General features: G+C 51.9%; 7 protein-coding genes. 3 read left to right on the top strand and 4 right to left on the bottom strand.

The window, feature by feature from the left end; all coding sequences use genetic code 11:
• The first annotated feature begins 29 nt into the window (after nucleotides 1-29).
• On the top strand, nucleotides 30-443 hold the full coding sequence (locus PQG83_RS13300; protein WP_312741883.1) for a 2Fe-2S iron-sulfur cluster-binding protein: 414 nt from the start codon (nucleotides 30-32) through the stop codon (nucleotides 441-443).
• A 218-nt stretch (nucleotides 444-661) separates the two neighbouring features.
• Entirely contained in the window at nucleotides 662-2,470 is a 1,809-nt protein-coding gene (locus PQG83_RS13305; protein ID WP_312741884.1) for a ShlB/FhaC/HecB family hemolysin secretion/activation protein, read from the top strand.
• Nucleotides 2,471-2,732: 262 nt separating this feature from the next.
• Here the strand turns inward: PQG83_RS13305 and PQG83_RS13310 are convergent, their stop codons facing one another.
• Together PQG83_RS13310 and PQG83_RS13315 are read right to left on the bottom strand one after the other, a co-directional pair.
• On the bottom strand, nucleotides 2,733-3,395 hold the full coding sequence (locus PQG83_RS13310; RefSeq protein WP_312741887.1) for an OmpA family protein: 663 nt from the start codon (nucleotides 3,393-3,395) through the stop codon (nucleotides 2,733-2,735).
• A 541-nt stretch (nucleotides 3,396-3,936) separates the two neighbouring features.
• Complete coding sequence (locus tag PQG83_RS13315) at nucleotides 3,937-4,779, bottom strand: DUF928 domain-containing protein (RefSeq protein ID WP_312741890.1); 843 nt, start codon at nucleotides 4,777-4,779, stop codon at nucleotides 3,937-3,939.
• A gap of 474 nt (nucleotides 4,780-5,253) precedes the next feature.
• On the opposite strand from PQG83_RS13315, the gene PQG83_RS13320 reads away from it, so the two are divergent.
• Entirely contained in the window at nucleotides 5,254-7,578 is a 2,325-nt protein-coding gene (locus PQG83_RS13320) for a CHAT domain-containing protein (RefSeq protein ID WP_312741893.1), read from the top strand.
• A gap of 1,937 nt (nucleotides 7,579-9,515) precedes the next feature.
• Here PQG83_RS13320 and PQG83_RS13325 read toward each other — a convergent pair.
• Both PQG83_RS13325 and PQG83_RS13330 read right to left on the bottom strand, forming a co-directional pair.
• Nucleotides 9,516-12,737 (bottom strand): two-partner secretion domain-containing protein, encoded by a 3,222-nt coding sequence (locus PQG83_RS13325; RefSeq protein WP_312741895.1) that lies wholly within the window; start codon nucleotides 12,735-12,737, stop codon nucleotides 9,516-9,518.
• Nucleotides 12,738-12,746: 9 nt separating this feature from the next.
• The gene (locus PQG83_RS13330; protein WP_312741897.1) at nucleotides 12,747-15,737 is read right to left on the bottom strand and encodes a two-partner secretion domain-containing protein; all 2,991 of its coding nucleotides are present in this window, start codon (nucleotides 15,735-15,737) and stop codon (nucleotides 12,747-12,749) included.
• Between the last annotated feature and the right edge of the window lies 1 nt (nucleotide 15,738).

The raw sequence follows: 15,738 nt of genomic DNA on the forward strand, positions 1-15,738 counted from the left end.
TCAACACATTGATTTGTAAGGAGATTTAAATGGGAGGCAGCAATCCATATATTGAGAAAAGCGAAACTGCAGTCGCTAAAAAACCATTCAAACTCACCTTTATCACACCTGAAAAGCCCATTGAAATTGAGGTTGACCCGGAAAAGTTCCCCTATGGGGAGACTGGATTGCCTGGGAGCGTCCTCGATATCGCGTTGGGAAATGGGATAGATGTGGAACATGCGTGCGGCGGAGTCTGTGCCTGCTCAACCTGTCATATCATTGTGAAGCAGGGGCTGGACACCTGCAACGAGGCCACGGATGACGAAAATGACCAATTAGATGAAGCTCCCGGGCTTACCCTGCAATCAAGACTGGGGTGCCAGTGCGTCCCGAATGGGGAAAAGGACCTCATCATTGAAATCCCGGCATGGAATAAAAATCTTGTCAAAGAAAGCCACTAAGGAAACACGGTTGTTTATACGAGACACGGGATGAGAAGGATGTCCTCTTGCACTCTCCCCACATTTTCCCGTCCGAACTTCTTGGAACAATGAGGTCCACACTTAAATAGGGCCCATTACCAGACTCATCGTGGATCAAATAAGTCCCTAGCAATTATTGACTTCTTCCTGTATAAAAAACCCATACAGCGGACAACCTCTTCTAATGAATGCCACTCATGGCAGCGAGGAATACGTTGTTTGGTTCAAAGCCCCTCTTCAATGCATCCGTCAACCGGATCATCCGGGTGGCTGATATTGGAAAAGGACTTCCTGTTTTCCTCATCCTATCCCTACAATTTTTGCCGGGAGTAGGACAATATAATCAACTCTTCGCGCAGGTCCAGCCAGGCTTTGATCCCACCGGACGGTTCGGCCAACCCCCGCCTCTAGAGGAGAAAACCGAGCCTCTGCTCCCAAAGCCTGCCCCTGATATCACACTGCCTCCAGTGGAAACCATTCCTGAAATGAAAGGGGCCCCTCCTCAGATTCGGGTTATGGTCCGGAAAATTCAAGTTGAGGGGAGCACCGTCTTTTCAGCGGAGGAACTAGCTAAAGTCACAGCCCCTTACGAAAACAGTGAGTTGTCCACCAATGATCTTGAGGAACTGCGCCGGGCCTTAACTTTGCTCTATGTCAATAAAGGATATGTAAACTCCGGAGCGGTGATCCCCGACCAGACACTACAGGATGGAGTCGTCACCATTCAGATTATTGAGGGAAAACTGACGGACATCCAAATCGAAGGCACCAAATATTTTCTACCCTTTTATTTTGAAGACCGGATTGCCCTGAGCAGCGGACCACCGCTCAACATCAATCCGTTGAAAGAAAAACTCCAACTCCTCCTCCAAGACCCTCGTACGGAACGATTGAACACGGAGCTGAAACCAGGTCTGAAACCAGGCGAAGGGGTCCTCCATGTGCAAGTCGAGGAAGCTTCCCCCTTCAATGCGTGGGTAGAATTCAACAACTTTCAATCACCAACAGTTGGCGAGTCTCGGGGTCTCGGAAATATCGCTGTGCAGAACCCGTTCGGATTGGGGGATGCCTTTCGCTTTACCTATGGCCAATCCAAGGGGTTGCGGCCTCTCATCGAAGCCAACTACATCATCCCGCTCACGGCACGGGATACCACCCTGGAACTGAATTTCCGGTTCAATGACTTTAACGTCGTCACAAAACCATTCGATGATCTGGACATCAGGACCAAGTCCCAAATATACAAAATCGCTTTGCGTCAACCCGTCTATCGTACACTCAATGACGAAATTGCCCTTTCCCTCATCGGAGAACACCTGGAAAATCAAAGTTTCCTTGGCGGAACGGGATTTTCCTTCCAGCCTGGGGCTACCAACAACGGCAAAGCTATCGTGTCAGCCCTCCGGTTCGGGCAGGAATGGATTCACCGGGAATCCAATCAGGTCCTCGCGGTTCGATCTCGATTCAGTGTGGGATTAGACGTACTGAATGCCACAAACAATAAACAAAACTCTGATGATCCGGATGGGGAATTTTTTGTCTGGTTAGGCCAGGCCCAATATGTCCGACGCCTAGATCCTCTCGGCATCGAATTTCTCGGTGGACTGACCTTGCAGATTGCCAACGACAGCTTATTCGCACTGGAACAATTTGCCGTCGGCGGCCGGTACAGCGTCCGGGGATACTGGGAAAATTTTCTGGTGCGGGATAATGCGTTTCTGTTTAACGTAGAGTCACGAATCCCGATGTTTCCCAGCTTTTTTGGTCCAAAGGTGGCGGTGGCACTGGCTCCCTTCATAGATGTGGGACGGTCATGGGAAGCCAAACGCAATACACCCGATCCGCAGACCCTGGCCAGTATTGGCGCAGGAATCCGGTTTTCCTTCTTCAATCGGGCACATGCCAGTCTATATTGGGGGCAACAGTTGAATCACGTGGAGGATCCTCCTGGTGGAGGCGTTCAGGATCAGGGAGTGCATTGGGAATTTGTCCTGGATATATTGTAGCCCTTCTGAATAGAAAGGTGTTCACTAGGAGTCTGTCGGACTTAGGGGATCGAAAGCGAAAAAGCGGCTGAGCGAGGCCAGATTTTGACGGTTTTGCAGGCCCATAGTGGGACTATGGGCCAAGAAAGCGGTGAAATATGGACCGCTGAGACACTTTTGCAGCCGATTCTTCCTAATTCCGACAGGCTCCTAGGCAGCCGTTTGTTCTCGGAAAAACACAGGCTTTTTCGTTCATGGAAAGAACGCGATAGATAAAACGCCTTCAGCGGAAAGAAGTGATGACAGGGGACGCAAGTTGAATGCGTTGCAAATAAGGCGGCCGCTTCAAATATTCAGTTGCTCGATCCGAATCCTTTCCGGCGACAAGACGTAATCGCGCCAGACACCCTCGTTGAAAACGGTTCACAGACAGGATAGAAAAAATCCGTTCCGCGCGAAGGTTATCTTCCTGACATCGTTCACTCCCGCTCTGACAGGAAAAAGGAGTCTGTCCAAAATTCACCGGATGAATTCGCCCGGAGGGAATCCCCAACTGCACCAGGAACCCGGCAAGGGATCTCAGATGATAGTCGGCCCGGGCGAGGTTATAGGCAGACGGGCCTCGCGAATCACAATGTCCTTCAATTCGTAATCCCCACCGGTCTTCCTGTTTCAGGAGCGCGACTGTTTGGTGGAGAAAATCTTCGACACCGCCATGAATGGAAGACCGGACATCATCAAAATACACGTCGGCAAATACAGGGTCCTGGTACATGTCTTCAACCGAGAGCCTCACCCCCCGGCCTTTCCCCAAAAACGGCGCCGGCAAAGAGACCCTCAATGCATCATGAATTTCTTCGTCTACGTCTACCTGAAAACTCAATAAGGGAGGAGCAATGTCCAAGGTATTCGCGAGAGATTCCTGAACAGACCATATCGTTCCCAACAGGAGGGACCATGCGAGTAAAAACCTTTGGAATTTATTCAGATGGAGGAGAAACATGGCAGCATGAACGAACGAGGACCGGTTTGATAACTCATCGAGAAAACGCCTCAGGGTTGGTCTAGTTTTGGCCACACCCCTTTTGAGTCAGTATCGGCCCGACAGGATGAAACTTAATTCGGATGAGAGAGACGAACGATCGCCATTCGTGCCTGCTTCAACATGGAAAATCCGCAGCTAAAATGAGGCGTGAGGTCTAGCCTGAGGAGTGCGTGAACTGTTGTCGGATAACAGTCCAGCGGGAGATAACGGACAGACATAAAAAAACCTGCCCCCGCCACAACGGCGGGGACAGGTTCCATAACTGCGGGTACGATGAAAGGGGGAAAGAGAACCTGCCCCCCTAGGACAGAAAGCGCAGGCTCAAAAACACACGGGCATCACGGACTGGGGGAAATTTCTGGTCCTGTCAACACCCGCCCAGACAAGACCCTCGTGGACTTGCCCATTAACACCTCCAATTCCCATTTTCAAACAGCCGCAGTCATAATCCATGTTGGCGATCCACTTGCGCCGGCGTATCCAAATCAACCTCTTCAAGCAAGGACGCCCGTACATGATGCATCTCGGCATCTGAAGGATCAGACTGAATGTTGGTGGAAATCACGCCTATCGCGTCATACCAAAATCCGGCTTGCCCCCATAATCTCGTCGCTTCAACCGGATTGGCGTTCCTTAATTCCTCGGTCAGCGAGGCCGGAACATCACCCACTTCAATCATTCCTCCGCCGATAATATCTGCCGATCGATGCTCGGGATCAGAGACCAGAGACACAAACCATTGATAGGTTTTCCCCTTCTCCAGTTTCAGATCGTAATCAGCCAACTGAATAATGTGAATCCCGGATTCAGCGGGAGAGGAAAGCCGCTTCTCAATAATCGGTGTCACCCCTGATTCATCAATAAGGGTAAATTCTAAAGGGTAGGTTGTCGGCTTTGATAAATACCACACCAATCGTGGCTGCACCTCACTCGTCAATCCTATGTGATCTGGAGCCAAGGCCAACAGTAACGGAAGATCTGTCATAGGACCCCTGGTACCTCCACCAACCCGTCCTCCCGGAGCCCCTCGTTGTGGAGGTTGGTACAACGCTTCCTTCCGGGATGAAGCCGTCTGCTTGTCATCGGATGCTTGAACAACCTGCCGATCCACAGAAGGGAGTGTCTCCTCCAGAAACCCTGGTTCAATGGCTATAGACGCGACATCCTTCATATGGGTGCGGTTAACCTGGTCGGTGAATTCCGCTCCTCCCATGGCCTGAACACTCAGACCAAGGGTCACGCCTATGACAGCCACCCACCTGCATCGTGTCATCATCTGGCTCATGATGGTCCTCCTCTCTTCGTCCGGACCGATCTGCCGGTACGTTTTCACGTAAGACGATCTCAGATCTGCTGCCACTTATGAATACAGCTACATAAGGCAAGCTTCGTTCCACAAGGCGAATTTTCTTCACTCGGAGACAATCGTTTGGAACCCCGTGCTATTCCAAAAGATTTCATGAATACCCTCTCTCACATGGTCTTTGCGTCTAAGTTGTTTGGATATCCCACCTGTCTACCTGGTGTATTGTGTGTCTACTTTGAGAACAATTTCAAGAGAAGGGTTCATCCTCAGAAGCTGAAGAGGCTGACGATAGATCTTCATAGTCAAAATCCCTTTCCTCCTCCAAATTCACAACCAGATCCACGAGAACCCTCAAAGCCGCCCCGAATCGGAAACCCTTGCTTTGACCTTATTGACGGCAATTCCTAAAATGGGATTGTGAAGGAATAGATGACTTCAAAGAAGAGGTCGGCAATGTCCCGAACTTGCGGGTTTCCCAACTTTTCGCGTTGTGGTCTTGGAGTTTGGTTCTTTCTCCTGGGAGTCGGCGGGATAGGGATGACGAGTACCGTTGCGGCTGAACTGTCCTCTCAAGATTTGATGGCGGAGGGAAGCCGGCAGTATCAGCAGGGCCAGTTGGAACAGGCGGCCCGGTCCTGGACTCAAGCCGCCCAGATCTATGAAAAATCCGGAGATCATTCCAATCACATTCAATCGCTCATTTATCTCTCGAGAGCCCTGCTCGATATGGGCCAATACCAACGGGCGCAACAACTCCTTCGCACAGCCGTTCAATCAGCCCAGGAGACCACCCAGCCCCGCCTGATGGCCCAGGCACTCAGCCAATTGGGAACCTTGCATCTCAGTGTGGGAGAGGTGGATTCGGCACTCGAGATCCTGCAACAGGGGCTGAAGGTCTCCAGGGAAATCGAAGATCGACCTCTCATGGCTGCCATCCTCAATGATCTGGGCAATGCCCATGCGGTTCGCCGGAACGACACAGAAGCTCTTGCGGCGTATACAGAATCCAGCATTCTTGCTGATTCACTGGATTTGCGACCTCTCTCCATTCGAGCCATGATCAATGCTGCCCTGGTGGAAATCAGGCAGCAGTCCGCACAAAATGGGAAAACCCACCTGCAACAGGCATTGGAAAAAACACGAACACTTCCGGACTCACATGACAAAATTCAAAACCTGCTCACCATCGGAATGGGATTGAGGGACCTTAGCCACCAAATCACAGAGGAGCATGCCACGGTATTCACGCAAGCCGCTGAGTCGTTTCGCGAAGCCATAGGCAGCGCGAATAAAATTGGGGACTGGAAAAATGAATCCTATGGGTGGGGATTTTTAGGAGAATTGTATGAAGAAGGGGCACGCCATGAAGAAGCTCTCCAACTCACTCAATTGGCGATTCGGACGAGTCAACAAGGCCAGGCCCCGGAAGCTCTCTATCGCTGGGAATGGAACATGGGCCGTCACCTCAAAAATCTGGGTCGGACGGACGAGGCCATTTCAGCCTACCAGCGAGCCATCGATACGCTCCAACCCATTCGTCAGCAACTGTCTGTCGGGCTCCCCCAGAACCCGGCATCGTTTCGAGAATCGCTGGGAGCGTTATTTTTTGAAACCGCGTCCCTGCTGCTCCAGCAAGCTGACGAAGCGACAGACGCCTCAAGAAAAGAAGGACTCCTGTTCCACACCCGGGATACCATTGAAGCATTCAAGGCCGCAGAGCTCCAGGATTACTTCAAAGATGATTGCGTGGAAGCGAACAGGGGAAGAATTCAAGCCATCGATAAAGTATCCGACACCACAGCGATTATTTATCCCATACTCTTCCCTGACCGGATGGCCCTGCTGATAAGCCTTGGAGGAACGATGAAAAAAATCACCGTTCCGGTCCAAGAACGTGACCTGACAGAAAAAATTCACCTGTTCCGGACCTTATTGGAAAAACGGACCACCCATCAATATCTACCTCATGCGCAGGCCCTGTATGACCTCCTTATCCGGCCGCTTGAACCGTATCTGAGTGAATTCGGGATCCAAACGCTCGTCTTCGTCCCGGATGGACCATTGCGAACCATTCCCATGGGGCCTCTCCATGACGGAGAAAAATTCCTCATTCAAAAATATGCCATCGCGACGACTCCGGGACTGACGCTTACCGATGCCCATCCCCTGGATCGGGAGCAGGTCAATCTGTTGTCGATTGGACTGTCCGAAGGCGTGCAAGGATTTTCACCCCTCCCTAATACCCAACAGGAGGTGAGGGAACTTCAAGACCTCTTTGGCGGGAAAACTCTCTTAAACGAAGAATTCCGCATTCCCAATCTTGAACAGGACATGAAAGAGGAAAACTTTACGATTATTCATATAGCCTCACATGGAAAATTTGCAAAGGAGCCGAAAAATTCTTTCATCCTAACGTATGACAAAAAACTGAGCATGGATCATCTCAGAGAACTCATCGGGTTATTTCAATTCCGCAAGGTCCCCCTGGATCTCTTAACATTGAGCGCCTGTGAAACGGCAGCCGGAGACGATCAGTCCGCTCTAGGCCTGGCCGGAGTGGCCGTGAAAGCGGGGGCGCGAAGCGCCTTGGCCACCTTATGGTTTATCAATGACCAGGCATCCTCAATCCTGATCAATGAATTTTACGTCCGGCTCAAAGAATCATCGCTCTCCAAAGCCCAGGCCCTTCGTGAAGCTCAAGTATCTCTACTCGACCATCCCATCTATCGGCACCCCAGTTATTGGGCACCGTTCCTCCTGATCAACAACTGGCTTTAATCGTTTATCTCCCAGACTGATCCCGAGTTGGGCAAGGCGTTTTTTGGCCTTGCGTCGAAAGCCGCCTTTCTCAAAAATCAGGCCGTCACGTCCAGCCCGCATTTGCCTGATCCTGCTTCTACCCGTCCGATAAAACGATCTATCTTCCGCTCCTGTTCGTTTTAAGGCCTTGATCCCCTTCCCGGTCACCTCGGCCGGTTCTCACTTACCGCTCAGGCTTAATTACTGATTTATGCCGCTTCAAGAAGGTCAGTCGTTGACACGGTGACAACGACGTGACCACTTAGACAAACACAAATAAAAAAACAAACCCACCATTTTGGTGGATTTTTAACTCGCAAGTTATTAATTTTAAAGATGAAATTCTCACCACAATGAAATTATCTCCAAACGGCACCATGGTTGCTTTGATTAAGAAGTAACAACATAAATTAAACGGAAACACTGAGGAGACTTTCATCTCAGTTGGAAGAGGTTTCTATCATGCAACTTTACGAGCTTTACCAAAACATCGTCATCGGAACATCGATAACATGTGTAATCGGTCTGGCGGTTGCATGGGTGTTTTTCCTATCAAATCGAGGCAAATAACAAGAAAAAACCTCGATTTCACCATTCCGCCATTCAGCGTCCAAGCCATAATCCGTTAAGCCGTCATTAAATTGGCATGCTGAGTACAACGAAGAATGAGAATGTTGAATAAAACCAATTTCCAAGGGCATATTGCCTCACAGGCAGGTTGCATACAAGGGCATATTGCCCCACAGGCTCGTTGCATAAAAGAGGCCTCGAGGCGGTTCAAAAAAGCATGCCCTGAGTCTTCCCGAAGGGTTCGTCCAGTCCTGCCTTGAGTCATGCCGAAGGGAAGGCCGCAAATTGCCTGCCGTGTCCCGAAGAGCACAACTTTTGTTTTGCCCGCAGAGCGTACTTCTAGTACGTGAGCACGGAAAAATGGCGAGAACACCGCTGGCGGCTTTTTTCAACAGACCCCATCAGGATTCATCTGTTCAGAATAATAAGCGCTGTAGGGTGTAGAACCCTAAATTCTTATGATCCCTATCATCTCCGTTCTCCTCGTCATCCCCGTCGGCCTGTGGGTGGAGCCAACCGTACGTTGAAGTGCTCCTGACACAAACGTTTCGCACCTTTCGCGACACACTCTTTCCCTTCGCTCAATCAGAGAGAAACGAAAATTGACAGGATGACAACCTTGTGTTCAGGGAGACAAACAGGATTGAACGCCGAATTCGCGGTTGGCATGGCTATTTCGTTCATAAACATATGGATTCATTCATGATAATCCTACAGCATAGCTCTCTCGCCAAAACGGCATCACGGTTGCTTTAAAGAGAAGTAACCAGAACGATCACCAGATATTCAATAAGGCACTTCCCTCTATCGGTCATAAGGTTTCTATCATGCAAATCTATGAACTTTATCAAATTATCACCCTCGGAACCTCGATAAGCTGCGTAATCGGACTGGCAGTAGCATGGGTGTTTTTTCTGTCGAATCGGAACGAATGACAGTGTTCTGCATGATACCTTTCTCCTCTTTCCCCCTTCCCTCTTCGTCATCTCTGCGGGTCCTTAGCAAAATCCATCTGACCCGAAACCAAGAGATTCCGGCAATAACTAGGAGTCTGTCGGACTTTGGGAATCGATAGCGAAAATGTGGCTGAGCGAGGGCAGATTTTGACGATTTTGCCGGCCCATAGTGGGACTATGGGCCAAGGAAGCGGCGAAATATGGACCGCTTAGGCACTTTTGCAGCCGATTCATCCGAAGTCCGACAGGCTCCTACCGGACATGACAAGTTTTAGAAATCTGACTGTGAAATACATCCCCAGGCAGGACGATGTCGGGAAATTCTTTAGAAAATAATTCAGACGAGAGAAGTTAAACAGGAGGGTATATTCTAAAGTCCCACAATAGAATTCAAGGACAGGCAGAAGCCATCCCATCACCTTGCCCGAACAGCACAGGAGGAGAATAAGCCGCCAACTGGATAGGAGGAGTCTGGTCGATATCGGAAACACCGGAGGGCGTGTCGGCCTGACCCAATACACTCCCAGAGAATAACCTCACTTGGGGGAGAAATGGACTGGCCAAAAAGGTCCCAGGCGTGGGTGCCACACTGTCGGATTTGGAATCCACAAAGGTACTAAAGTGGCCGCCTTCCCCCGCCACACAGCGGGCAGCATAAAGTGTCGCCACGTTCACCGGCTGATCGGGCAGAGGCACGATCGTCCCACTCAGCACCTGAATGGGTGACTCAATATTCACCGTGCCACTGACTCCCCTTTCAGAGGTGACCTCCAGGGTACTCTGCGCATCCACTAACACACCCTTGCTCGCAATTAACGTAATATTGCCACCCTGACCGTCCACCGCCTTAGCCAGAATATGGCTGTTCTGAAGAATGATGAAATCCGGATCTAACTCGATATTACCCGCCACGGTTGTGGCATTCCCCTTAACCGTGCTTTCAATGGTGCTGTCGACCAGGTGAATCGTGTCGTTGGCGATCAGTTTGATATTGCCGCCGGAGGCTTGAGCCGCATCGGCGGAAACATGCGTTTTTCGCACCTGCACGATCCGGCCTGCCTCGATCAAAACTTTTCCGGCATTGGCAGAGCCGGTGCTTTGCACCGAGACTTCGGTATTGGTCAAACGGGTGCTTTGATTTGCCCGGATGATGATATCACCGCCTCTTCGCGTACCAGTGGTTTCTGCGATAAGCCGTCCGCCGGTCTTGGTGATGCTTTGACCAAGCAACGTCAGATTGGCAAGCCCTTGGTCAGTTGGGTGACCCTGGGGCACGTCATTCGCTGAAGCGGAAATCGTGGTATTGGTCAGAATGAGGGGATTCGCTCCAGTGGTGCCAATCAAAATTTCCCCACCAGCTCCCGTCCCGGAGGCGGATGTGCTCACAAAACTACTTTCCATTGTGACTTCGGAGGGAAGAGTTCCCGCACCACCCATGCCCCGTGTGATAATGCTGCCTGCACGACCCGCCCCGGTGCTTGAAGTACTAATACTGGTACCACCATCAGCTAGCAGTTTTCCTACCGCGAGGAGGACATTCCCGGCATTTCCGTCAGCAGTGTTTTCGGCATTGATGATGGTTTGATCTCTCAACAAAAGGTCAGGGGTGTGAATGTGAATATTCCCGCCGGACCCGGTACCTTCTGACCCACTGAGAATTTCTGGAGGGTACAGCTCAACCGTAATGGTCGCGCCATCGGTAATGGTCGTGCCATCCGGGAATTTGACTAAGTCAGGAAATGGATTTCCTTCCGACCAAACCCGTTTTTCACCCTCAGCATATAAGGGGGGTGGACCTGTGGACACAAACAGCTTCCCAATACCGGATACGTTCACACGATCACTCCCGATCACAACAACATCCCCGGCTTTCCCAGGCCCAAAAGACCGGGTACGAATGAGAGACCCCTCGATGATGTTGACTACAGGTCCTTCCAAATGAACCTGCCCTCCATCTCCGGCATTCACATCGGTTCCTCGTGTTTCAGCGAGAATCTGTCCAATTCGAGAAACGGTGATGGACTCTGAGGCCCTGAGCGTAATTGACCCGCCTTGTCCGGGTCCGATAGTACTGGTGTTGACCTGTCCGCCTTGGATGATGTTAATTGTCGGGGCCTCGATGAGGATATTTCCACCATCGGCGGCGTCTGTCTGCGTTCCTAACGCATCCGCAAGAATAAGAGCAGCGTTCTCCACCAAAACGGAATTGGTGGCCGAGATTGTCAGATCACCGGCGGTTCCAGGTCCAAAGGTTTGCGTATCAACCCGGCCAATGGAAAACAGATCAATTTCTGGACGACTCGTGACGATGACGTCCTCACCCTTGATCGTAAGCCTGCCAGCCTGTCCTGTCCCGATGGCTCGGTTAAAGATTCCCCCACCTTGGACATTCACCAGTGGGGCTTCCACCAGGACATCCCCATTCTGCCCGGACCCGGAGCCTCCCTCTGTCCCCGCGCCTAACTGCGTATAGCTACCCTCCACCGTGACAGATTCCGAGGCCATTACCGTCACATCGCCGCCATTACCAGACCCAAAGGTGGACGACCCCAAGATCATTGGTCCCGACTCATTTCCCTTCATGAATACGTTCCTCGCCTTGATCAGGACAGCACCCGCATTCCCGGATCCCTCGGATCTGGTGCCGACAAATGACTCGCCGAAAGACCCGCCCAAAAAGACCGCGTCCTCGGAGACTTGCACATCCAATCCAATCGGTGCCGCAGGCGCATTCAATGCGTTTGCGTCCACCCTTCCCCCTGCCACCATCAGATTGCCTCCACGAATATAGATCGTGCCGGCAGGATCCCCACCGGCCTCAACCTGAGACCCCGGTTCCACCACGATACCCCCGAGCGTGGGAAACAGCGACTGCCCCACACCATCAAAAAGTTCCACGCTGCCGGAGCCGGTTATCGGTGCCTCGCCTGAAGAAGCCACACTCGCGATGGCAATTTTTCCTCCCGGGGCCTTGAGGCTACCCCTGATCGTCATGTCTCCCCCCACAAGCGAAAGCGTTTGTCCCTCTGCCACAGACAGGGTACCTCTATCAACTAAAATCGAGGCAGGGTTCGATTCTAAAAATCCAAATGCGGCAATAGGGGCAATCGTCAGTAGCACATCCTGCGCACTTGGCATGGCGGTGAATTGCACGCCGTCGGCAAGCCGCAAATAATCGGCCGTGGTGAAGTGAGTACCCCCGCCCACATTCAAGGAGGCATTGGGACCAAACACAATCCCAGCCGGATTCATGAGGAAGAGGTTTGCGTTTCCAAAGCCTTCGGTTTGAATGGTCCCAAAAATGTTCGAGGGGTTGCCACCGGTCACGCGGCTCAGGATGTTCGTGGTCGGAAGCGCCGAATCGTTCAGAAAGTTGGCAGTGTTATTTGTTGGGACCCCGAACTCCCCGAAGCTGTGGAAGAGATTAGCCCCGCCACCTGGTCTCGTCCCGCCGATGATATTGTGCTGCACCGCCCCGTCAGGAAGATTCATCGGCGCACTCACCTGCGTATTAAGCCCTGAGGATGTAATAGGTGGGGGAGTTTGAGCATAGGCCACTCCCCCGGGAAGTGCGAGACAAAGCCCGAGTGGAATCGAGCGCCAAATCTTCATGTCCTGCCTTTATGGACAGGGAACAGGTTGGCCTGAAGCCTGCGCGAACAACACCGGCGGCGTATACGCCGCTAAATGAATCGCCGCCTCGTGACCGGATAGATTCATTTCAGAAGTAACTGCCTGCTTGTTAGGCCCCATCGCGTGCTGTGACGGATCCGTAATCGGCAGTACCGGGCTGGCTAAGAATGTGCCGGGGGTGGGTGCCACACTATCGGACTTGGAATCCACAAAGGTACTAAAGTGGCCGCCCTCCCCCGCCACGCAGCTGGACGCATAGAGCGTGGCCACGTTCACCGGCTGATCGGGCAGCGGCACGATCGTCCCACTCAGCACCTGAATGGGTGACTCAATATTGACCGTGCCACTGACTCCCCTTTCAGAGGTGACCTCCAGTGTACTCTGCGCATCCACTAACACACCCTTGATCGCAATTAACGTAATATTGCCACCCTGCCCGTCCACCGCCTTAGCCAGAATATGGCTGTTCTGAAGAATGATGAAATCCGGATCTAACCCGATATTACCCGCCACGGTCTTGGCATCCCCTTTGACCGTGCTTTCAATGGTACTGTCAACCAATTGAATCCTGTCATTGGCGGTGAGCTTGATCTCGCCGCCTGAAGCTTGGGTCGCCTCTGTGGTCACGATGGCCTTGTCGATCAGAATCGTGTCATGGCCGGTCATTGTGATATTTCCAGCAATGCCCGGACCGTCGCTACTCGCCGAGACCGTCGCCCCGTCACTGAGAATGAAGTTCTGCCCAGCGGTCAAGGCGATCGCCCCGCCGGCCCCGGAGCCGGGCTCCGTCCCCGTGGTCCGGCTGAACACGCCGCCCGAGGTGCCATCATCCAAGGTGCCGGCAATGGAAATGTTGTTGGTCGCATTCACGGTAATGATTCCACCCACCCCATTGTTTGTTGTCCCAGTATTAATGGCTGCCCCATCATTCACGTTCAGCGAGCCGGTCGTCATCGAGATATTCCCGGCATTACCACAAGGTCCGGTGCAGAATTCGCTACCAACCGTGCGGGCAAAGACTCCACTGGAAAGGCTAGTGCCTAAACCAAACAATTGGTCTGAAAGCACCGGAATTGTCCTTTGCCCTGTAAGAAAGATGGAATCGGTTACGGCAATAGTGACATCACCACCTCTTCCACTGCTTTGAGTCGTGCTATCGATTCGTGCCCCACCTGATATTTCAAGCTTTGCAGTCTCAATGGTAATAGTTCCTGACAGACCTTGATCGCCTAATCCGGCATTTCCCTGGGAATTGGTGAAAAGGCCGGATGGACGATTTTCCGTTCCCAATGCCAAAGAATCATCTGAAAACAGCACATGATCACTTGCCGTTATATGAATATCCCCCGCATTTCCATCCCCAACCGTTTGACTTCGAACGGCACTCCCATTCTGCAACTCCACAATATTTGCGTTGATTGTGACACCCGGCCACGAAATACCAGCCCCTCGGCCACCCACAGTCTCTAGTTCAATTTGAGAATTATCCGCGATCAGCCTGTCGGCGGTGATCGTCAGAACCCCGCCACCTCCAAACTCTTGAAGAGAGAGCTGACTAAAATTCTCTAATTGAATATTACGGGCGGAAATAGTGAGATCCCCCGCTTTCCCTTCAAAAAACCCATCTGAGGCGATAAGGGAACGCGTCATTTGAAGCGTATCGGCAATAATCGTCACATCACCGCCAGACCCAAGAGCAAAATCAAGTTGACGAGCAATGAAGTCGCCGGAATTAATGGAAGTGTTCTCTAACTGAATATTCCCTGCAGCAATCGATATGGCACCGCCATGACCACCACCATCCCCTCTGGTCCCGGTATCAATAAAGAACATTTGTCCAGTCGGGTTCCCGGTAACATTCAGCTCTCCTGGGGTCGTGATGCTAACCTGACCGCCTGTTCCGCTACCGGACGTATGGGTATCAATAAGAGAAAAAAATAAATCTAATGAACTTGACGTGGCGTCAAGATTATTGGACGAAATCTTCACTTCGCCCGCATCGCCAGCACCGGTGGCTTGAGCAGTCAGGGCAGGAAGACCCAAAGTATCGGCGATGGACATATCGCCTGTGACCTGGATGTCAATGGCCGTGGTAGCCCCATTTTGATTTTCGGTGTCGGCTGAGATCCTGGCATCGGTCATTACCAGCCGACCACCACGAATAATGACCGTGCCAGCGGCATCGCCAAACACATTCAGCGTCGCGCCTTCCGATAAGGTAACACTCCCCATCATGGTGAACGACTGGCCATTGATGTTTGGGAAGCTTGCATAAGTGCCGGCCAATACCTCGCCCGGTGAGGCCACACTAGCTAGGGCAATCTGCCCTCCCGGTGCATTGAGCCCGCTGCCGATCGTGAGGTCACCCCCGACGAGCGAAAGCATTTGTCCGTCTAATACCGATAACGTACTCCCTTCAACCGAAATAGGAGCAGGATTCGATTCAAGAAATCCAAACGCGGCGACTGGAGCTACACTCAACAGCGCATCCTGTGCACCGGGAAGAGCGGTGAATTGGACCCCGTCGCTCAGTTTCAAATAATCGGCTGTAGTGAAATGGGTGGCGCCACCAACATTCAGGGAGGCATTCGACCCAAACACAATCCCAGCCGGGTTCATGAGGAAGAGGTTTGTGTTCCCAAAACCCTCGGTTTGAATGGTTCCAAAAATATTCGAGGGATGACCACCGGTCACGCGGCTCAAGATGTTCGTGGTCGGAAGCGCCGCATCGTTCAGAAAGTTGGCAATATTGTCCGTCGGAACGCCAAACTCCCCGAAGCTATGGAACAGGTTGTCTCCGCCCCCTGGCCTCGTTCCGCCGGTGATATTGTGCTGAACCGCTCCTCCTGGAAGGCTCACCGGCGCACTGACCTGGGTATTAAGTCCCGATGAGGTGATGGGTGGGGGAGCCTGAGCATAGGCCACTCCCCCGGGAAGTGCGAGACAAAGCCCGAGTGGAATCGAGCGCCAAATCTTCATG

Origin of the sequence: Candidatus Nitrospira neomarina, from assembly GCF_032051675.1 — a bacterium.
GTDB classification, from domain to species: Bacteria; Nitrospirota; Nitrospiria; order Nitrospirales; family UBA8639; genus Nitrospira_E; species Nitrospira_E neomarina.